Source organism: Sphingomonas glacialis, assembly GCF_006439055.1.
In the GTDB taxonomy this organism is placed as follows: Bacteria; Pseudomonadota; Alphaproteobacteria; order Sphingomonadales; family Sphingomonadaceae; genus Sphingomonas; species Sphingomonas glacialis_A.
Genome location: NZ_RCZC01000005.1, coordinates 140791 through 160525 on the forward strand (window position 1 = coordinate 140791; position 19735 = coordinate 160525).

At 67.2% G+C, this 19735-nt stretch carries 17 protein-coding genes; 7 read left to right on the forward strand and 10 right to left on the reverse strand.

Annotated elements, in window-relative coordinates; all coding sequences use genetic code 11:
* Window positions 1–636: 636 nt before the first annotated feature.
* Window positions 637–1809: a phospholipase D-like domain-containing protein gene (locus tag EAH76_RS16895; protein ID WP_140851446.1), complete on the forward strand. Its 1173-nt coding sequence runs from the start codon at window positions 637–639 to the stop codon at window positions 1807–1809.
* Window positions 1806–3092: an MFS transporter gene (locus tag EAH76_RS16900; protein WP_140851447.1), complete on the forward strand. Its 1287-nt coding sequence runs from the start codon at window positions 1806–1808 to the stop codon at window positions 3090–3092. Before EAH76_RS16895 ends, EAH76_RS16900 begins: the two co-directional genes overlap by 4 nt.
* A 122-nt stretch (window positions 3093–3214) precedes the next feature.
* Here the strand turns inward: EAH76_RS16900 and EAH76_RS16905 are convergent, their stop codons facing one another.
* Entirely contained in the window at window positions 3215–5491 is a 2277-nt protein-coding gene (locus tag EAH76_RS16905; protein WP_140851448.1) for a CDC48 family AAA ATPase, read from the reverse strand.
* Between the two features lie 326 nt (window positions 5492–5817).
* Between EAH76_RS16905 and EAH76_RS16910 the strand changes: the two genes are divergently transcribed.
* Window positions 5818–6708, forward strand: a complete 891-nt coding sequence (locus EAH76_RS16910; RefSeq protein ID WP_140851449.1) for a LysR substrate-binding domain-containing protein — start codon at window positions 5818–5820, stop codon at window positions 6706–6708.
* Between the two features lie 173 nt (window positions 6709–6881).
* Here the strand turns inward: EAH76_RS16910 and EAH76_RS16915 are convergent, their stop codons facing one another.
* Window positions 6882–7343 (reverse strand): peptidylprolyl isomerase, encoded by a 462-nt coding sequence (locus EAH76_RS16915; RefSeq protein WP_140851450.1) that lies wholly within the window; start codon window positions 7341–7343, stop codon window positions 6882–6884.
* Window positions 7344–7491: 148 nt separating this feature from the next.
* On the opposite strand from EAH76_RS16915, the gene mgtE reads away from it, so the two are divergent.
* Genes mgtE through EAH76_RS16930 form a run of 3 tightly spaced genes read left to right on the forward strand, consistent with a single transcriptional unit; the run spans window position 7492 to window position 9686 of the window.
* A complete protein-coding gene (gene mgtE / locus EAH76_RS16920; protein ID WP_241659762.1) occupies window positions 7492–8895 on the forward strand; it encodes a magnesium transporter in 1404 nt (467 codons plus the stop codon).
* Window positions 8896–8899: 4 nt separating this feature from the next.
* On the forward strand, window positions 8900–9223 hold the full coding sequence (locus EAH76_RS16925) for a hypothetical protein (RefSeq protein ID WP_140851452.1): 324 nt from the start codon (window positions 8900–8902) through the stop codon (window positions 9221–9223).
* Window positions 9224–9269: 46 nt separating this feature from the next.
* A complete protein-coding gene (locus tag EAH76_RS16930) occupies window positions 9270–9686 on the forward strand; it encodes a DUF1489 family protein (protein ID WP_140851453.1) in 417 nt (138 codons plus the stop codon).
* 4 nt (window positions 9687–9690) lie between these two features.
* Here the strand turns inward: EAH76_RS16930 and EAH76_RS16935 are convergent, their stop codons facing one another.
* From EAH76_RS16935 to EAH76_RS16960, 6 genes are all read right to left on the reverse strand, one after another.
* Window positions 9691–10386 (reverse strand): head GIN domain-containing protein, encoded by a 696-nt coding sequence (locus EAH76_RS16935; RefSeq protein ID WP_241659763.1) that lies wholly within the window; start codon window positions 10384–10386, stop codon window positions 9691–9693.
* 42 nt (window positions 10387–10428) lie between these two features.
* Entirely contained in the window at window positions 10429–11157 is a 729-nt protein-coding gene (locus tag EAH76_RS16940) for a head GIN domain-containing protein (protein ID WP_140851455.1), read from the reverse strand.
* A 112-nt stretch (window positions 11158–11269) separates the two neighbouring features.
* On the reverse strand, window positions 11270–11803 hold the full coding sequence (locus tag EAH76_RS16945; protein ID WP_140851456.1) for a CarD family transcriptional regulator: 534 nt from the start codon (window positions 11801–11803) through the stop codon (window positions 11270–11272).
* A gap of 252 nt (window positions 11804–12055) precedes the next feature.
* Window positions 12056–12394: a ferredoxin FdxA gene (gene fdxA / locus EAH76_RS16950; protein WP_140851457.1), complete on the reverse strand. Its 339-nt coding sequence runs from the start codon at window positions 12392–12394 to the stop codon at window positions 12056–12058.
* A gap of 33 nt (window positions 12395–12427) precedes the next feature.
* Window positions 12428–12730 (reverse strand): S4 domain-containing protein, encoded by a 303-nt coding sequence (locus EAH76_RS16955; RefSeq protein ID WP_140851537.1) that lies wholly within the window; start codon window positions 12728–12730, stop codon window positions 12428–12430.
* A gap of 24 nt (window positions 12731–12754) precedes the next feature.
* Window positions 12755–15280 (reverse strand): helicase-related protein, encoded by a 2526-nt coding sequence (locus EAH76_RS16960; protein WP_140851458.1) that lies wholly within the window; start codon window positions 15278–15280, stop codon window positions 12755–12757.
* A 262-nt stretch (window positions 15281–15542) separates the two neighbouring features.
* On the opposite strand from EAH76_RS16960, the gene EAH76_RS16965 reads away from it, so the two are divergent.
* Entirely contained in the window at window positions 15543–17009 is a 1467-nt protein-coding gene (locus tag EAH76_RS16965; protein WP_140851459.1) for a M23 family metallopeptidase, read from the forward strand.
* 3 nt (window positions 17010–17012) lie between these two features.
* On the opposite strand, the gene EAH76_RS16970 is transcribed toward EAH76_RS16965, so the two are convergent.
* Entirely contained in the window at window positions 17013–17798 is a 786-nt protein-coding gene (locus EAH76_RS16970; RefSeq protein ID WP_140851460.1) for a metallophosphoesterase, read from the reverse strand.
* Between the two features lie 171 nt (window positions 17799–17969).
* Entirely contained in the window at window positions 17970–19631 is a 1662-nt protein-coding gene (locus tag EAH76_RS16975; protein ID WP_140851461.1) for an ATP-binding protein, read from the reverse strand.
* Window positions 19632–19735: the final 104 nt, after the last annotated feature.

Consider the following 19735-nt stretch of genomic DNA (forward strand, 5'->3'; position numbering starts at 1 on the left):
CTAGGCGGGAAACGCTCGGAAGTCAACGAAACGCCGCAATCAAGCGTCGCGCGGCTCGACCGCAGACCAACACCGCGCCAGTGTATCAAGACTTTTGTCGACCCATCCGGCGAGCGGCGTGCCGACATTCGAGTCGAAGTCCAACCGCCCCCCCGCCGCCGTCAAAGCGCGCCTGTGTCCGCAACCGGTATCCGATGCCGTCCACGATGATGCTCCCGAGGCGCTGCTCCATCCCCGGTACGGTCGGGCGCGGAACCGCCAGCGTCCGCATCGCTTTGAGCACCGGCAGCATAGCGGGGCAGCCCCGGCTGTCGGCCCAGCCGATCGTATCGGGCTGTTGAAACCGCCGGCGGGTGATACGCATCGCGTAAACCGCTACGCTGGAGCGCGGCGGCAACGCGATAATCGCGACATCGACGGTTTCGCTGGTCCCCTTGAACGCGGGCTCGCGCGAAAAATGCGCCAGGCACGCTGCGCAAAGACGTCGGGCGGCGAGGGTAGCGCGGCGACAGCGGCGGCGTGTAAAATGAGCGAGATCAGCATCAGCGGCCTTCCCGAGTTTCGCTATGCTAAGACGCGCGCGCAGACCGCGTCAACGCCTTGCATCCGGCGCGCATAGCCATCACCAAGGCGCCCATGCCCGACCCCGCTCCGCAACCCACCTTCACCGTCGCCGGCAACCGTCTGACCATGCTCGACACCGGCCCGCGCCGGCTCGACACGCTGATCGCGCTGATCGACAGTGCGCGCGCCACGCTGCGGATCATCTACTACATCTATGTCGACGACGATGCCGGCGCCAAGGTCCGCGCAGCGATGATCCGTGCTGCCGAACGCGGCGTGCGCGTGGCGCTGGTGGTCGATGGACTTGGCAGCGAAGTCGCCGACAGCCACCATTTCTTCGAGCCGCTGCGCGATGCGGGCGTCCAGGTGTGCCGCTTCGTGCCGCGCTGGGGCCGGCGCTATCTGCTGCGCAACCATCAGAAGCTCGCGCTCGCCGATGGCGAAAGCAGCGAGGCGCGCGCGATCATCGGCGGGTTCAACGTCGAGGATGCCTATTTCGGCACGCCGGCCGAACAGGCGTGGCGCGATCTCGGACTGCTCATCGAAGGGCCGGCGGCAGAGCGGATCACCGGCTATTTCGACGCGCTGTCGAACTGGTCGAAGCAGCCCAAGCCGCCGCTCCGGTCGCTGCGCCGCGCGCTGAAGGCGTGGAGCGAGCCAGAGGGGCAGGTGCGCTGGCTGTTCGGCGGCCCGACGCGGCGACTATCGCCCTGGGCGCGCGCGGTGAAGTCAGACCTCGAGCGCTCCGCCAAGGTCGATTTGATCTCGGCCTATTTCGCGCCCAATCCGGGGATGCTGCGGCGGCTCGACCGCGCGGGGATGCGCGGACAGGTGCGGATCGTGCTCGCCTCGAAGAACGATCACGGCGCCGCGATCTGGGCGTCGCGCTTCACCTATGCCGGGTTGCTGCGCAAGCGCGTGCAGATCTACGAATATCAGCCGACCAAGCTCCACACCAAGCTCTTCCTGATCGACGATGTCGTCTATATCGGCTCGGCAAATTACGACATTCGCAGCCTGTTCCTCAATCTTGAGATGATGCTGCGGATCGACAATCCCGAGTTTGCCGCGCATGTCCGTGCCTATGTCGATGGCGAGGTCGCTGACTCGGAGCGGATCACCGCGCAGGGCTATCGCCAGCATACCGGCTGGTGGACACGCACGCGCCAGTTCGCCGCCTTCTTCGTGATGACGGTGCTCGACTATAACATCACCAAGCGGCTCAATTTCGGGCCCGAGCGGTGAAGTCCGCCGCCCGCATCGACCGCGATTTCGCGCTGCTGTTCACGGTGATGCTGACGATCGCGGCGGGCAACACCGCGCTGCAATCGGTGCTGCCCGCGCTCGGGCGATCGTTGAAGGTCGCCGACAGCGCAGTCGCGGCGGCGTTTTCGGTCTCTGCACTGTTGTGGGTGATCGCCGCGCCGTTCTGGGCGAAGCGCTCGGACCGGCACGGCCGGCGCGCGATGATCCTGCTTGGCATGGGCGGCTTCTGCGTGTCGCTCGGGGTATGCGGCGTGTTCCTCGTCGCCGGGATCAACGGCTGGATCAGCGGGACCGCGGCGTTCGTCTGCTTCATCCTCGGGCGGCTGATTTATGGCAGCCTCGGCGCCGCCGCGCCGCCTGCGGTGCAGGCACTCGTCGCGGGCAATACGACGCGCGCCGAGCGGACCAAGGCGCTGACGCTGCTTGGTTCGGCGTTCGGGCTGGGGACGATCCTCGGTCCGACGCTCGCGCCGTTCCTGCGGCTCGGGTCGATCGGCGGGATCAAGCTGCAGCTTGCCGGGCCGGCCTTCGTCTTCGGGCTGTTCGGGCTCGTCGTGTTTATCGCGGTGCGGCAGTTGCTGCCCGACGATCTCGTCCCGCAAGCCGACACGCATGGCGCGGCGAGCGCCTATCCCTCGATCGGCGGGCAAAGCTCGGGCGCGAGCATCACCGCGGCGACCGAGCCGCATAGCGAACATGTCCGCTATGCCGATCGGCGGATTCGCGGCTGGATGATCGCGGGACTGGTCTCGGGGCACGGCCAGGCGATGACGGGGCAGGCGATCGGGTTTCTGGTGATCGACCGCTTGCGGCTTGCGCCCGAGGAGGCGCTTCAGCCGACCGGTATCGTGCTAATGATCGGCGCGGGGGCGGCTTTGCTGGTGCAATGGGGGATAATTCCCAATCTCAATCTGCGGCCGCGGCCGATGATGCTCGCGGGGCTTGTACTCGCCGCGGCGGGCTGCGCGCTGACAGGGATCGCGACGTCGCTGTATACGCTGGCGTGCGCCTATGCGCTGGCGAGCGTCGGGTTCGGTTTCACGCGGCCGGCGTTTACCGCGGGCGCGTCGCTTGCGGTCGGGCATGCCGCGCAAGGCTCGGTCGCGGGGAAGGTCACCTCGATCAACGGGGCAGCGTTCGTGCTCGGGCCGTCGATCGGGGTCGGGCTGTACCAGGTGCAGCATTCGCTGCCGTATCTGGTCGCGGGCGCGGCGATGATGGTGTTGTACGGCTATGCCTGGGTGAAATTGCGCGAACGGTAACTTCCTCCCCGCCCTGGAAGGGAGGGGATCGAGGGGTGGGTCGGCCCGTAGTCGGGCGGAGCGTTCCACCTGAGAGCAACCCACCCCCCAACCCCTCCCTTCCTGGGAGGGGAGGAAGCAGCTCAGCCTTCCTTAGCGCGCGGCGGGAAGGCGAAGCCGATCGGCTGCAACGACGTCGCATCCTGCTTCAACCGCGCCTTCATCGTCTCATACTCGCGTTCGAGTTCCGGCGTGACCGAAGCGCGCGAATCGCCCAGCGCGGTTTCGAAATGCGCCATCGTCACCTCGCGCACCTCGAGCGATTCGCGCAAAGCCACGAGCCCCGCACGGCGCACCAGATCCTCGAGATCCGCACCCGTGAAGCGATCGGTCCGGCCCGCCAGCACGTCGAGATCGACATCCTCGGCGATCGGCATCTTGGCGGTCTGGATCGCGAGGATCCGCGCACGCCCATCGCGACTCGGCACGCCGACATAGATCAGCTCGTCGAACCGCCCCGGCCGCAACAGCGCCGGATCGATGAGGTTGGGCCGATTGGTAGCCCCGATCACCACCACCGACTGCAATTCCTCGAGCCCGTCCATCTCGGCGAGGATCGTGTTGACCACGCGCTCGGTGACCTGCGGCTCGCCCATCCCGCTGCCGCGCGTGGGAACGAGCGAATCGAGCTCGTCGATGAAGATCACGCACGGCGCGACCTGGCGGGCCCGCGCGAATAGTTTGGCGATCTGCTGCTCGCTCTCGCCATACCATTTGCTGAGCAGGTCGCTCGACTTGGTCGCGATGAAGTTCGCCTGCGCCTCGCGCGCCACCGCTTTCGCCAGCAAGGTCTTGCCGGTGCCGGGCGGCCCATAGAGCAGGAAGCCCTTGGCCGGGCGGATGCCCAGCCGCCGGAACGCATCCGGATCCTTCAACGGAAGCTCGACGCCTTCCTTCAACCGCATCTGCGCATCGTCGAGCCCGCCGACATCGTCCCAGCGGACGCGCGGCGCCTCGACCATCACTTCGCGCATCGCGCTCGGCTGGACGCGCTTGAGCGCATCGACGAAGTCCTCGCGCGTGACCGCGAGCGTGTCGAGGACCTCGGGCGGGATCGTCCCCTCGGACAGGTTGAGCCGCGGCATCAGCTTGCGCACCGCCTCGATCGCCGCCTCGCGCGCGAGCGCGGCGAGATCGGCGCCGACGAACCCGTAGGTCGTGCGCGACAGCTCGTCCAAATCGACCTTGTCGCCGAGCGGCATGCCGCGCGTGTGGATGCCGAGAATTTCGCGGCGCCCGCGCTCATCCGGCACGCCCACGACGATCTCGCGGTCGAACCGGCCCGGTCGGCGCAGCGCTTCGTCGATCGCCTCGGGGCGATTCGTCGCCGCGATCACGACGACATTGGCGCGTGCCTCGAGCCCGTCCATCAGCGTCAGCAACTGCGCGACGAGCCGCTTCTCGGCTTCGCCCGAAACCTGCCCACGCTTGGGCGCGATCGAGTCGATCTCGTCGATGAAGACGATCGAGGGCGCCGCCTTTGCGGCTTCCTCGAACACCTGGCGCAGCTTGCTCTCCGACTCGCCGTAAGCCGAGCCCATGATCTCGGGCCCGTTGATCAGGAAGAATTCGGCCGCTGATTCGTTGGCGACGGCACGCGCGAGGCGCGTCTTGCCGGTTCCGGGCGGCCCGTGCAGCAACACGCCCTTGGGCGGATCGACACCCAGGCGCTGGAACAGCTCGGGATAGCGCAATGGCAGCTCGACCATCTCGCGGAGCTGATCGATCGTCGGGCCCATCCCGCCGATATCGTCATAGGTGACGTCGGCGCGGCGCGCTTCCTTGGGCTCTTCATATTCGGGGCGCAGCTCGATCTCGGTCGTCTCGTCGACATGCACCACGCCCTTGGGCACGGTCGCGATCACCGCGAGACGGATTTCCTGTAGCGCATAGGCCGGCGCGCGCAGCATGTTCTGGACGCCCGGCGGCATGTTGTCGACGCGCTGCTGCCCGGCGGTCGCGACGACATCGCCCTGCGTCAGCGGACGCCCGAAGAAGGTGCGTTTCAGCGCATTGGACGAGCCCTGCAGCCGCAAATTCTGCTGCGCCGGCGCGAAGATCACCCGCGTCGCTGCCTTCGATTCGACCGCGCGGATCTCGACGAAGTCGCCCGAGCCGACCCCGGCATTGGCGCGCTGCAGGCCGTCGATGCGAATGATGTCGAGCCCTTCATCCTCGGCATAAGGCGCGACCGCGCGCGCCGGGGTCGAGGATTTGCCGACGATCTCGATGACATCGCCCTCGCCCAGCCCGAGCGCTGCGAGCATCGCGCGCGGCACATGCGCAAGACCGCGCCCGCTATCCTCGGGCCGTGCATTGGCCACCTGCAATTTCCGAATCGGCGTCTCGACGTCCGCCATGCTATCTGTTCCTCGCGTAAACCCGTTAAGTGCGCGAGATAGGCATGCGGTTCCGCGAATACGAGGGCGACCCGCGGGCCGCGAACAGACAAAAAAAGACCGACCCCCGGAGGGATCGGCCTTGAAAGTTTTAGGAGAGGATGCCTGAAAGGCACCCCCTATGTGACGCACGGCGGATTATGTTGCAAGTGCGAAAGGACCGAGGTGCGATTGTCGTTTCTGCAATCGTTGCATTGTCAGCTTCCACCGAGGATGGAGGTATTAGAGCGGATGGTATCTTGGTGCGCCGCACAAGATAGCGATGCCATAAGGAGATAAAGTCGACCATGCGCAGACTGCCGCCCCTCACCGCGATCGAAGCGTTCGTGCAGGTCGCCCGCACCGGCTCGATCAAGGCGGCGTCGCAAGAGCTCGCTTTGTCGCCGCCTGCGCTCAGCCGTCGAATCCAGGCGCTGGAACGCTTTATCGGACGGCCATTGTTCGAACGCCGCCACCAGGCGGTGGTGCTCAACGCCGATGGCGACCGCCTGTTGCAGCAGATCGCGCCCGCGCTCGATCAGCTGTCCGACGCGGTCGAGGTGATGACGAGCAATACCGATGTGCTGCGGCTGCGACTCGGGCTGCTCCCGCTCTGGGCGTCGCAGAAGCTGTTCCCGCGACTCGGCGAATTGCGCACGCAACATCCCGAACTGCACCTCGACATCGACACCGCGGCGCATCTGCTGTCGCGATTGGGCGAAGGGCTCGACGCGGTGATCGCGCTCGCGCGCGACATCGACCCGTCGCTCTATGCCAAGCGGCTCGATCGCAACCAGGTCTATGTCATCGGCGCGCGCGCGCTGATCGAGGGGGCGAACCCGATCACCGCGCCCGAGCAGCTCGCCGGGCTGACCGCTTTGGTCCATCGCGACATGCCCGACACGTTCAGCGCGTGGCGCGCGGCGGCGGGGCTGACCGATCTCGAGCCGCTGGCGATCGACCATTTCGATTCGGGCGCGCTGATGCTCGAGGCGGCGGCGCAGGGGCTCGGCATTGCCTTCATGCACGCCAGCCATTTCGAGGAAGCGCGCGACGATCGGATCGTCCGGCTGTTCGATATCCCGGTCGAGAGCCCGTACAGCTATTGGTTCGCGTGCCGCCCGCGCGCGCTGACGCAGAAGCCGGTGCGGCTGTTCCACGACTGGCTGATCGCGACGATCGCCGATCCGGGAGTTTGAGGGGCACGCAGGCCCTCTCCCGCGTGCGGGAGAGGCTACGCAGACTTGGGTCGCGGTCTTCACGCGGCCCTAGTCGTAGTCGGTGAGGGTCTTCTGCTTTTCGGGCGTCGGTTAGAAGAAGGCCCTCACCCAACCCTCTCCCGCAAGCGGGAGAGGGCTTTCGGTTGCGCTCGTTACTCGGCGTGCGCCTTCAGGATCTTGCCCGGGCTACGCGGCGGCTCGCCCTTCGGCAGCGCGTCGACATGCTCCATGCCCGACGTGACCTGACCCCAGACGGTGTACTGGTTGTCGAGGAAACGCGCATCGTCGAAGCAGATGAAGAACTGGCTGTTCGCCGAGTTCGGATCCTGCGCGCGCGCCATCGACGCGGTGCCGCGCACATGCGGCTCCTTCGAGAATTCGGCAGGGAGGTTCGGGTGGTTCTTCGAGCCGTGCATGCCGGTGCCCGTGGGATCGCCGCCCTGCGCCATGAAGCCGGGGATCACGCGGTGGAACACGACGCCGTCGTAGAAGCCGGCATTGGCCAGCTCGGCAATCCGCGCGACGTGCTGCGGCGCGAGGTCGCCGCGCAGCTTGATGACAACGTCGCCGCCGCTGTCGAGCGTCAGCGTGAGGGTTTCGGGAAGATCGGCCATCGGGGAACTCCTGGAAATGGGGGACGCGCCGCCCTAGCGAGGCTGCGCACGGCTGGCAAATCGCCCGCCGCCGCAAAGCCCAACGAAGCGGCGTTGGCTTTGTTGCCACACGCCGCTAGACCCTCCCGATTACAGGCCAAGGAGGTCCATGGTGAGCGAGACCGACCTGACCGAGCCCGAGCTCGATACCACGCAGCTCGATGAAGACGACCGGTTGAAACCCGCCTTTGTGCGCGCGGTGCTCGACGCGGTCGAGGCGGGCGACGCCGCCGCGGCGCGCGCTTTGGTCGAGCCGCTCCACCCCGCCGACATCGCCGATCTGTTCGAGCTGACGCCGCACGAAGACCGTGCAGCGCTCGCGACCGCGATCACCGATCTGCTCGACGGCGACGTCTTCGCCGAGATGAACGATTACGTCCGCGAGGATCTGATCGACGCGCTGTCGGCGACGCAGGTGGCCGACATCGCCTCCGAGCTCGATACCGACGACGCCGTCGCGATCATCGAGGACATGGAGCCCGCCGACCAGCGCGAAGTGCTCCGCGCTCTCGACCCCGACGATCGCGCCGCGATCGAAGAGGCGCTGAGCTATGACGAGGAGACCGCCGGCCGCCTGATGCAGCGCGAGCTGATCGCGGTGCCCGAACATTGGTCGGTCGGCGACGTGCTCGATTATCTGCGCCAACATGACGAGCTGACCACCGATTTTTGGGAAATTTTCGTCGTCGATCCCGCGCACAAGCCGGTCGGCACGGTCGCTTTGTCGTGGATTCTGCGCACGCCGCGCGGCATCGCGATCGGCGACGTGATGCAGCGCGAGCAGACGCTGATCCCGGTCGACATGGACCAGGAAGAGGTCGCGCTGCGCTTCCAGAAATACGCGCTGATCTCGGCCGCCGTGGTCGACCCGGTCGGACGGCTGGTCGGGATGATCACGGTCGACGACATCGTCCACATCATCTCTGAGGAAGCGGGCGAGGATATCCTCCGCCTGTCGGGCGCGGGCGACGGCGACATCAACGAGCCGATCCATCTGACCGTGCGGACGCGGATCACCTGGCTGGTGGTCAATCTCGGCACCGCGATGCTCGCCGCCTCGGTGGTCGGGCTGTTCCAGGGCGAGATCGGGCGCTTTGCGTTGCTCGCGGTGCTGATGCCGATCGTCTCGGGGATGGGTGGCAATGCCGGCACGCAGACGCTCGCGGTGATGGTGCGCGCGCTCGCCACCAACCAGCTGACCAGTTCGAACACCGGCCGGATGATCTACCGCGAATTCCGAATCGCTGCCGCCAATGGCGTGATGCTCGGGACGATCATCGGGATCGGGACGTTCCTGATCTTCGGCAACGCCCACCTCGCGATCGTCATCGCGATGGCGATGGTGATCAACAATCTGATCGCGGGCCTGTCGGGCGTACTGATCCCGGTGACGCTCGACCGGCTCGATATCGATCCCGCCGTCTCGTCGGCGGTGTTCGTGACGATGATGACCGACGTGATGGGCTTCTTCTCGTTCCTCGGCCTGGCGACGCTGTTCGGGCTCGGCAGCTAGGCCTGTGTGGAATCACCTGCCGGTATCGATCGGGGTTCAGCTCGTCTGCTGGGCGCTGGGCCGCTGGCTCGCTGTGCCGACACGTGGCGCGATCTGGCTCGGCTGCTTCGCGGGGTCGGCGGTGTGCATCATGCGCGAGATTACCCAACGCGAATATCAATGGATCGAGCAGTTCGGCGCTGGCCGCCGCGCGAACATTCCGGGCTATGCCGGGCTCGAAGTGTGGGACTGGAACGCTCATTCGCTGTCCGAGACCGCGGTCGCGATCGCCGGGTCGGTGCTCTTCGCGCTCGTCGTGACCCATTACGCCGCCGATCGCGAGAATTGAGCCTTTCGGGGTTGGCGGATAGCGCACGCTGCCCCATTTGCGTTGCGTGCCGCTTAATCTCACCAAGGTCGCGTTCGGCGCGACCAGTCTCGATCATCTCGACGAACGCCTGCGCCAGCGCGGTGCGGAGGGCCCCGTCTTCCTGACGACGCGCTATCTGCCCAAACGGCATGAGGAGATCGTCGGAAGCGCCGGTGCGGGCGGTTCGCTCTACTGGATCATCAAGCACACGCTCGTCGCACGTTCGCCGATCCTCGGCTTCGGCGAGGCCGAGGGCGGGCGCGTCGCGATCCATATCGACCCGGCGCTGGTGCTGACCGAAGGCCGCCCGAAGCGCGCGCATCAGGGCTGGCGCTATCTCGAAGCGGGCGATGCGCCCGCCGATCTCGGCGCGGGAATGGTGGCGGGCGACGCCATACCGACCGCGCTGCTCGCAAAATTGTCGGCGCTGGGGCTGGTCTAGCGATTTACCGCGCCGCGCCGCCACACGTCACGGCGGCGCCCGCGGGCGCCTTGATCTTGCATTTGGGGGTACCCGAGACCGTCACCGCGCCGAGCCCGGTCGCCACGATATCGGCGGCGTAACGCGCATTGGCCTGGGTCGCGCCCGATCCGTCGAGCCGCAGGATCGCTTCGTCCGCCAGCAGCGCGCTCGCATCGATCGACCCCGCGCCGGTGCTGAGCACGCGCAGCCGCGAAGTCCGACCGCCGAGCGTCATCGCGCCGGCCCCCAGCAACGTCACCGAAACCTGGTCGGCGGCGAGCTCGGCCATGGTGATCGATCCGCTTCCCGAGACTTGCAGATCGACGCGAGTCCCACGCAGCGGCCCTTCGACGACGAGTCTGCCCCCGCCGATCACCGCCGCACCGTGGAGATCGGAAGTGCGCACGAAGATCGTCGTGGGGTCGGGGGCATCGCGCCTGGTCGCCCCGCCCGATTCGGCGACGGCACGGCGGATCGTCAGGACGCGCGCATCGACATGCAGGTCAAGCCCGTCGGTCGTCCCGGTGACGCGCGCGTCCGGCGTGCCGCGCGTCGCGAGCCGCACGTCGAACGGCCCCTCGACACGGATCCGGTCGAAATCGCCGATGAAATAGCGCCGCTCGGCCGCCTGCGCAGGAGCGAGCGGAACGAGCAAAGCGAGGATCAGGAAACGTAGCATCGCCGCGACCATCCGCGCATGCGCCGCCTCACGCAAGCGCGATCAGCCGCCGCAGCGCACCTCGCCCGAGCCGACCTTGGTGGTCGTGCAACGCGCCGCCTGCCCCAGATCGACATTGCCCGAGCCGACCATCGACACGCTCGCCGCGCCGCTGACATCGGCGGTGACGTTGCCCGACCCGGCGAGCGAAATCGTCGCGCCGCGCGCCTTGAGCCCGCGGCCCTCGACATTGCCCGATCCGGCGGCGTCGATCTCGACGCGATCGACCGAGCCCTTGGCTGCGATGTTGCCCGATCCCGCGACTCCGAGCTTGGCCTGCGAGACGGCCAGCGTGCCGATCGAAAGATCGCCCGAACCCGCCGCATCGCCATCGAAGCGCGCGCCGTCGATCCGGTCGATCGCCATATTGCCCGAGCCCGCGATCTGCGCGGCGACGATCCGCGGCATCGTCACGAACACCTTGACGCTGTCCTGCGTCCCCCAGCTGAAGCCACCGAGATTCTTCTTGCGACCGACCCGCAACGTATCACCGACGCGGACGATCTCGAGCTTGTCGAGCTCGGCGCGCGGCCCCTCTGCGCGGACCGAAAAGCCCGTGCCGACGCGTACGTCGATATCGTCCGACCCGCGCAGCGCGACGCCGGTGAAATCGGCGATCGCGAAGCTGCGCGTGCCGCTCGGCCCCGATTGCGTGCCGCTCGGCGACGATGCGTCGCTGCCGAACGAACAAGCGGCGAGCGGTACGGCGATCAGCAGGGGAAGGATGCGCATCATAAAGCTCCTGTGTGTTGCATTATTAATACACCACATCATCGCCCACGCAACAAAAAAGGGGCGACCGTTGCCGGCCGCCCCCTTGATTGTACTTCTGCCGTGCGAAGGATCAGACCGGAGCCTTGTCCTTGTTGTGGATCGCGGCGGCCTTGCGCAGGATCTCGAGGATCTTTTCCTGTGCGGTCGGCTCGTCGACCTGCTCCATCGCGGCGAGTTCGCGCGCGAGGCGGCTGGTCGCGCCTTCGAAGATCTGCCGCTCGGAATAGCTCTGCTCGGGCTGGTCGTCGGCACGGAACAGGTCGCGGACCACTTCGGCGATCGACACGAGGTCGCCCGAATTGATCTTCGCTTCATATTCCTGAGCGCGACGCGACCACATGGTGCGCTTGACGCGGGGCTTGCCGGTCAGCGTTTCGAGCGCCTCGCGCAGCGTCTTGTCGCTCGAGAGCTTGCGCATCCCGACGCTTTCCGCCTTGTTGGTCGGCACGCGCAGCGTCATGCGCTCTTTTTCGAACCGCAGCACATAGAGTTCGAGCTGCATCCCGGCGATTTCCTGCCGTTGAAGCTCGATCACACGGCCGACACCGTGCTTGGGATAAACGACATAATCGCCGACGTCGAAGGACAGCGCCTTGGCAGCCATTCCGTAAGACCTTTCTGTGGACCGGGTATCCGGGGCAACGCATCCGCGGCAGAAAAGCTGCGGAGCACGTGCGGATGTGGGTGTTGTTGTACGTCTCCGTGCCGAAAGCGCGCGCAATGGCGCTTGCGTCCCTGTCCTTTTAACAGAGTCGTAATAAAATTACCAGCTAAACGTCGCAGTCGCGCCGTCTTTGCGGATTGCATTCCGGTTCGATCGCGAATCCCGGCACGATTTGTACCGAGTCGCGTACCGTCAGTCGCCGGCGCCGGGCTCGGGCGAGAAGAACTCCATCTTGCCCGGCTTGCCCTTCCACGCATCGGCATCGGCCGGAGTCTGTTGCGCGTTGCGCGTGACATTGGGCCATTGGCCCGAGAAGGTCGTGTTGAGTTCGAGCCACTGCTCGAGACCCGATTCGGTGTCGGGCAGGATCGCCTCGGCGGGGCATTCGGGCTCGCACACGCCGCAATCGATGCACTCGCTGGGATTGATCACCAGCATGTTCTCGCCTTCGTAGAAGCAATCGACCGGGCACACCTCGACGCAGTCCATGTACTTGCACTTGATGCAGGCATCGGTGACGACGTAGGTCATTAAAACACTCCCGGAGTACGAACGCTTGTGCTGCTATGCCCGAGCGTCAGCGGCGTCAACGCTTGCGCGCTCCGATCGGGCATTTTCAAGCAGGTCGTCGTAACAGGCGCGCCCCTCTTCGGGGGGACCGCGCCGCTGCGGGAGCATCGCGACGCGCAGTGCGCGCACCCGGCCCGAGGGCGTCGCGAAGGCGACGACACTGCCGATCCGCACCAGCGCGGCGGGCTTGTCGACCGCGCGACCATCGATGCGGAGATGCCCGCTCGCCGCCATCCCCTGCGCGATCGCGCGCGTCTTAACGATCCGCGCGAACCACAGAAAGCGGTCGAGCCGCATCGTCTGCTCGGCACCGCCCAAGCGCTACCCCGCCTGGCCGAGCGCGGCGAATGCGCCCGCCATTGCCCCGGCCATCGCGGTATCGCGCGGCGGCGGCGCACTGCGCACCGGCGGCCGGCCGCGCCAACTCCAGCGCAGCGTGTCGTCGTCGCTCGCCGCGGGGCGGAAACCGAAGCCGCCCATCAGCTGTTCGAGTGTCGCGCGCGTCAGCCCCATCGACAGCGCGAGCGCGGGATCGAGCACGAAGGGTTTGCGCCCCTGGCTGCCGCGCGCGTCATGCGCGGCGCGCGCGATCCGTTCGATCAGGTCGATCCGCACCGCCTGCGCGCCGACCGGGCGATAGCCGTGCGCGAGCGTCGCGCCGGGTGCGGCGCGATCGAGCACCGTCGCCCCTTCGCGCGGCCCCGCCCCGACCGGGCATGTCCCGCGCGCGGCGAGCAGCACGCGCCGCCAGCGCGCCGCGCCGGGCTTGAGCAGCCTTGGGTCGAACAGATCGAGCGCGCCGATCGTGAACCCCGCCCCGCGAAAGGCTTTGCGCGCAACTGGATCGAGCCCATCGACCGCCACCGCGATATCGGCGCGCGCGACGATCCCGCCATGCGCGACCAGCGCCGCTGCGACCGCGCGCGACGCAGGACTCGCAGCCGGATCGCGCTGGACGCTGTCGAGCACCACCAGCCCCGGCACGCTCCGCTTCAACTGTCCGGCGAGCCACAGCCGCAGCCGCGCCTCGATCTTGCCACGCGCCTCGACGCTGAGGCAATCGAGCGCGCGATCGAGCAGCACGCGCGGTCGCAGCAGCGTCGGCCCGGGCGCGAGCGTCGCCACCGCGAGCTCACCCCACAGCAAGGTCGGCACCGCGCCGACATCGGCAGACAGCGCAAGCGCGCTATCCTCCGCTTCGGCCAGCGCAACACCCCGCCGCGCGCGCTCGTCGCCGAGCCGGCGTTCGGCGGCCGCAAGCAGCAGCCGCTTGTCGGTCGCACGCGCATCGGCGGCGACGACGAAGCGGAAGCCGTCGAGCCGCCCGATCGCATGATCCTCGACCATCACCTCGCCCTGCGCGCCGATGGTGACCGGCAGCGCACGCGGGTCCGCGCCGATCTGCCGCATCAGCAGCGTCGTGCGCTTGTCGACGAAGCGCTGCGTGAGACTCAGATGGAGCGCATCGGACAGCCGCTCCTCGACCGCCCCCGCGCGCGCCGACCAATGTGCCGGATCGGCGAGCCAGTCGGCGCGGTTGGCGATGTACGACCAACTCCGCGCCGCCGCGATCCGGCCTGCGAGCGTCTCGACGTCGCCCGCGACATTGTCGAGCCGCGCGATCTCGGCGGCGAACCAGTCGTGCGGGATGTAACCCAGCCCCTCGCTCAGATACCCGAACAGCCTTGCTACGAAGCGCGTATGCGGATCGACCCCGAGCTTGCGGAAATCGGGAACGCCGCACGCCGCCCACAGCCGCGCGACCATCGCCGACGATCTGCAGCGCCCGCGTACGCCGGGTTCCTCGGCCATCCGCTTCAACACCGCGAGATCGGTCGATTGCGGCGCCGCCCACAGCACGCGGTGCTCGGGCCGCTGCTCGAGGCTTTCGATCAGCGCGTCGATGCTGGAATAATCGGGCTCACCCTGCCGCCAGTAGAGCTGCTCGAGCGGCGGGAAGCGATGCTCCTCGATCGCGAACACCTCCTCGGGCGTGAACGCCCCCGGCCCTTCCTCGACGAGCGCGCCGAAGGTCCCGTCGCGCTGATGCCGCCCGGCGCGCCCGGCGATCTGCGCCATCTCGGCGACGCGCAGCCGCCGCTGGCGATGGCCGTCGAACTTGTTGAGGCTGGCAAAGGCGACATGCGCCACGTCCATGTTGAGCCCCATCCCGATCGCATCGGTCGCGACGAGATAATCGACCTCGCCCGCCTGGAACATCGCGACCTGCGCGTTGCGGGTGCGCGGGGACAGCGCGCCCATCACCACCGCCGCACCACCACGCAAGCGCCGCAGCATCTCGGCGACCGCATAGACTTCCTCGGCGCTGAACGCGACGATCGCCGAGCGCTTGGGCAAGCGGCTGATCTTCTTCGCGCCGGCATAGCTCAGCGTCGAGAAACGCGGCCGGTTGATGATCTCGATCCCAGGCACGAGCGCCTTGAGCATCGGCCGCAGCGACTCCGAGCCGAGCAGCATCGTCTCCTCGCGCCCGCGTGCACGCAGGATCCGATCGGTGAAGACGTGGCCGCGCTCGGGATCGGCACCCAATTGCGCCTCGTCGAGCGCGACGAACGCCAGATCCTTGTCGAGCGGCATCGATTCGGCGGTGCACAGGAACCAGCGCGCGTCCTTGGGGACGATCTTCTCCTCGCCGGTGATCAAGGCGACGCGGCTCTCACCCTTGAGCTTGACGACGCGGTCATAGACCTCGCGCGCCAGCAGGCGCAGCGGGAAGCCGATCATGCCGCTCGAATGGCCACACATCCGCTCGACCGCGAGATGGGTCTTGCCGGTATTGGTCGGTCCCAACACAGCCGTGACGGCATGTTCTGCGCTACGCTGCATGACGGATGCAACATTGCGTGCCGTGCACCCAAGTGCAACCACTAGGGAGAAATACGATCTCCTCCGTGCGCGTTAACCACGCTAAAACACAGGTGAAAAAAGCGTTCCACCATCCCGTCGCAAGACTGCAACGCCTTGGCGTGCCGAGGCCGTTCAGCGTGCGGGGTTAATTTGACTTTAGGGTTTTGGCCCCACAGTCAGTCTGCTCCATGCTGCGGGGCGGAACGAGCAGCGTGTGTCGATTTTTCGGGGGCGCTAATCCTTGTTCTTGCGTAACGACCATGGGCTCGATCAGGCGGGGGGCACCGCCGCCATCGCATTCGGCCGCGCGATCGTCCCCAATCCCGAGCTGACGCGTTTCGAAAAACTCCGCGCCGCCGCGCTCAAGGTCGATTGGGTTCCCGACCTCGGATCGCGGATCGGCACGCTCGACTGGTGGCGCGGTGCCGCGACCTGCGCCGGCTTGTGCGCCACCGCGCTCGCGATCGCCCCGCCGATCAGCCGCCCGATCCTCGGCGCGGTCCCCGCCCCGCTCAGCGGCGCCGACCGCGACGAAGTCCGCGCGCAGGCGATCCTGCCGCTCGCGCTCGGCGCGAACAGCGGGCGCCACATGGCGTCGAACGATCTCGTCGTCCCGCTCGCCGAAGCCCCCGAACGCCCGATCGAGGACCGCACCGCGACCGTCGGCCAGGGCGACAGCTTCGGCGACATGCTCGAGCGCGCGGGCGTTTCCGAGCGCGATTCGCAAAACGCCGTCGCGCTGATCGCGGGCGCGGTCCCGCTCGGCGACCTCAAGCCCGGCACGCAAGTCCCGATGACGCTCGGCCGCCGCCCCAATCGCAGCGTCGCGCGCCCGCTCGAAGCGCTCGCGCTGCGCGCGCGCTTCGACCAGGAACTGACGCTCAAGCGCGTCGGCGACCAGCTCGTGCTGACCCGCCACGCGATCGCGATCGACAATACCCCGCTGCGCATCCAGGGCCCGGTCGGCAGCAGCCTGTATCGCTCGGCGCGCGCCGCGGGCGTTCCGGTCAAGCTGGTCGAGACCTACATCAAGGCGATCGCCAGCAAGTTCGCGATCGGCCGCGTCGGGCGCGACGATTCCTACGACCTGGTGATCGAGCGCAAGCGCGCCGCGACCGGCGAGACGCAGCTCGGCAATCTGCTCTTCGCCGGGCTCGACCATGGCGCCGCCAAGACGCAGCTCGTGCAATGGACCGACGGGACCTGGTACGAAGCGAGCGGCCAGGCCGAGCGGCAGGGCATGTTCACCATGCCGGTGTCGATGGCGCGCGTCACTTCGTCGTTCGGGATGCGCTTCCACCCGCTGCTCGGCTTCACGCGGATGCACAAGGGGATCGACATCGGCACGCCATGGGGCACGCCGGTCCACGCCCCCGCCGACGGGACGATCGTCTATGCCGGGCGCAGCGGCGGCTATGGCAATCTCATCAAGATGGCGCATGGCGGCAATATCGTAACCTGCTACGGCCATCTCAGCCGCTTCGCGACGCGCTCGGGCCAGCACGTCGCGCGCGGCGACGTGATCGGCTATTCGGGCAATAGCGGCATGTCGACCGGGCCGCATCTGCACTGGGAAGTGCTGCGCGGCGGCGTCGCGGTCAATCCGCGCGGCTTCTCCTTCTCGAGCGTCGCGACGCTGTCGGGTGAGCAATTGCGCGCGTTTAAGGCCAAGGTGGCGAGCCTGCTCGCGGTCAAGCCGGGGGCGTAGGCCTCAGCTGGGGCGGGGCGTCAGCACGATCAGCCACCAATCGGGCATCGCGCCGATCCGCAGCGGCAAGGTGCCCGAGCCGACGCCTGCGGTGACGAAGACCGACCGCCCCGCAGTATCGATCCGTCCGCAGCGGTATCTCGGATCGTACAGGCGATGCCCATGCGATGTGCGGACGAGCGGGCCGATCCACGGCAGAACGACCTGCCCGCAATGCGTATGCCCCGCCAGCAGCATCTGGAAGCGACTCGGCAGGTCCGGCGCGATATCGGGCGAGTGCGTGAACGCCAGCGGGACGCCGCCCACGGCATCGGCGCGAGCCACGGAACGCGCAAGATCATAATGCCGCGAAAAGCGGTCCCCGATTCCCACCAGCGCCAGCGGCCCGCTCCGGATCGCTTCGTTTTCAAGTACGCGAACGCCCGCGCGCGCGAGATTTTGCCGGATCGCTGCAGGATCGGTCCAATGGTCGTGATTGCCGAGCACCGCATACACGCCGCCTGTGGCGCGCAACCCCGCAAGCGGCGCCAGGTCCAACGCGCGCATCGCGGCGCCCGCTTTCTGCTCGCCGATCACGAAGTCGCCTGCCAGCAAGACGAGATCGGGCCGCGCGGCGTTCACGGCGCGCACGATCTGCGCCAATCGCGCCGGGCGCATGCCGACATTCCCGACATGGATATCGGACAGGAGCGCAACACGGATCGGCTTCGACCCTTTGGGGAGCCCGTCGAGCGCGACGGTCGCGGTCCGCTCGATCGGAGTCGCGGTCGCGTTGAAAAAAAAATGCACGCAATCGTCACAAGGACGGCCGCGAGCAGCGTCGTCGCCACCATAAACGTGTTCGGTCGCAACTGCACCACAGCATCCCCCGGTCGATACCTACATGCCGCTTATGGCATGTAAGTATCGAACCCGAAACGAGATGTCCTGTGACGCCCGCCCCCCCGGGCGCCCTGCCTACTAGCGCCCCTGCGCGCGCCAGCGCTTCAAGGTCCGTGTGATGATCTCGCCTTCGCCGCCGGTCTGCCGCCACAATTGCGAGAAGAGCGGATCGTCCGACGCCGGACGCTTGTCGTCGGCAAGCGAATCGAACGAGACGCGGATCGGGATCGCGACGCCCTCGCCGCAGATGATGCATTCGCGGTTGCGCAAGGCGGGGATCGAATCGAGGAAGCCGCGCGCGCCCTCGGGCATCGCCGCGCGGACGAACGCCTGGTCGCGATCGTTGTTGAGCCGCATCGCGATGATCGTGCCGCATTGCGACAGCACGCCCTCGGCAAGATCCGACGGTCGCTGCGTGATCAGCCCGAGCGAGACGCCGTATTTGCGCCCTTCCTTGGCGATTCGCGACAGGATCCGCCCGACGCTCGACCCGTCGCCATTCCCCGCGGGGATGTAGCGATGCGCTTCCTCGCAGACGAGCAGGATCGGCCGCTGCGGCTCACCGCGCGACCAGATCGCGAAATCGAACACCATCCGGCTGAGCACCGCGACGACGACAGAGGTGATCTCGGAGGGCACGCCCGACACGTCGATGATCGAGATCGGCTTGCCGTCGCCGGGCAAACGGAAGATCCGCTCGATGAAGCTCGCCATCGTATCGGCGACGAGCATGCCGGAGAACATGAAGCCATAGCGCGGATCGGCCTTGATCTCGTCGATCTTGGTGCGCAGCCGCAGATACGGCGCGGTGTCGCCGGCGCGGTCCATCTTGCCCATTTCGAGCCCGATCAGATTGGTCAGGTCGCTCAGCAGATAGGGCACCGGCGCATCGACCGTCAGCTTGCTGATCTCCTGCCCTAGCCGCCCCTTGGCGCGCGCCATGAGCAGGCATTTGGCGAGGATGTCGGCGTCGATCTGTTTTTCCGACCCCGACGAGGTGACGAACACCTCGCAATGTTCCTCGAAGTTCATCAGCCAATACGGCATCTGCAGGTTCGACACGTCGTAGATCGCGCCATTGCCCTTGAACGCGGCGGCATATTCGCCGTGCGGATCGACCATTACGATATGCCCCTGCGGGCTGAGCTCGCAGATGCGGTGGAGGATCAACGCAGCGCTGGTCGACTTGCCCGTGCCGGTGCTCCCGAGCAGCGCGAAATGCTTGCCGAGCATCGCATCGACATAGAGCGCGGCGCGAATGTCCTTGGTCGGATAGACCGTGCCGATCTCGATATGCGCACGATCGTCGGCGGCGTAGATCTGCTTGAGGTCGCCGGTCGAGACCGGGAACACCGCGCATCCCGGGGTCGGATAGCGCGTCACGCCGCGGCGGAACTTGTAGAGCTTGCCGGTCAGCTTCTCCTCGTCGCCCTCGCCAAGGAAATCGACCGTCGCTGCGATTCGGTCGTCATGGCCGTCGATCAGCTTGAGCGAGCGGATATTGGCGATCAGCCACGTGCCCCCGACGCGCATCTTGATCTGGCTGCCGACCGACCCCGCAGTGGCGATGACCGGGTCGGGATCCCCCATCGTCGCCTCGAGCGCGAGCGGATCGAGCATCACCAGGCTGCTCGATCCGGCGATCTCGAACACCATGCCGATGCACGCCACCCCCCGATCCGGCGCGCGCGTCAGTTGGACATTGGGCGCGAAACTGTGTGCGCTCGGCATCTCGGTCATGATGTGTCGTGTCCCCCCGGGGCTAAGGCCACCGCCATGCAGGAAAATCCGTAAACATCCGGTGAGGATCGCCGCGGACAGACCGCGCCGCGACAGCGCTTTGC

Coding starts and splice junctions, on each gene's coding strand:
- EAH76_RS16895 (WP_140851446.1), top strand. CDS start 637: ATGCCCGACCCCGCTCCGCAACCCACCTTCACCGTCGCCGGCAACCGT.
- EAH76_RS16905 (WP_140851448.1), bottom strand. CDS start 5,491: ATGGCGGACGTCGAGACGCCGATTCGGAAATTGCAGGTGGCCAATGCA.
- EAH76_RS16910 (WP_140851449.1), top strand. CDS start 5,818: ATGCGCAGACTGCCGCCCCTCACCGCGATCGAAGCGTTCGTGCAGGTC.
- EAH76_RS16915 (WP_140851450.1), bottom strand. CDS start 7,343: ATGGCCGATCTTCCCGAAACCCTCACGCTGACGCTCGACAGCGGCGGC.
- mgtE (WP_241659762.1), top strand. CDS start 7,492: ATGGTGAGCGAGACCGACCTGACCGAGCCCGAGCTCGATACCACGCAG.
- EAH76_RS16935 (WP_241659763.1), bottom strand. CDS start 10,386: ATGCTACGTTTCCTGATCCTCGCTTTGCTCGTTCCGCTCGCTCCTGCG.
- EAH76_RS16940 (WP_140851455.1), bottom strand. CDS start 11,157: ATGCGCATCCTTCCCCTGCTGATCGCCGTACCGCTCGCCGCTTGTTCG.
- EAH76_RS16945 (WP_140851456.1), bottom strand. CDS start 11,803: ATGGCTGCCAAGGCGCTGTCCTTCGACGTCGGCGATTATGTCGTTTAT.
- fdxA (WP_140851457.1), bottom strand. CDS start 12,394: ATGACCTACGTCGTCACCGATGCCTGCATCAAGTGCAAGTACATGGAC.
- EAH76_RS16955 (WP_140851537.1), bottom strand. CDS start 12,730: ATGCGGCTCGACCGCTTTCTGTGGTTCGCGCGGATCGTTAAGACGCGC.
- EAH76_RS16960 (WP_140851458.1), bottom strand. CDS start 15,280: ATGCAGCGTAGCGCAGAACATGCCGTCACGGCTGTGTTGGGACCGACC.
- EAH76_RS16975 (WP_140851461.1), bottom strand. CDS start 19,631: ATGACCGAGATGCCGAGCGCACACAGTTTCGCGCCCAATGTCCAACTG.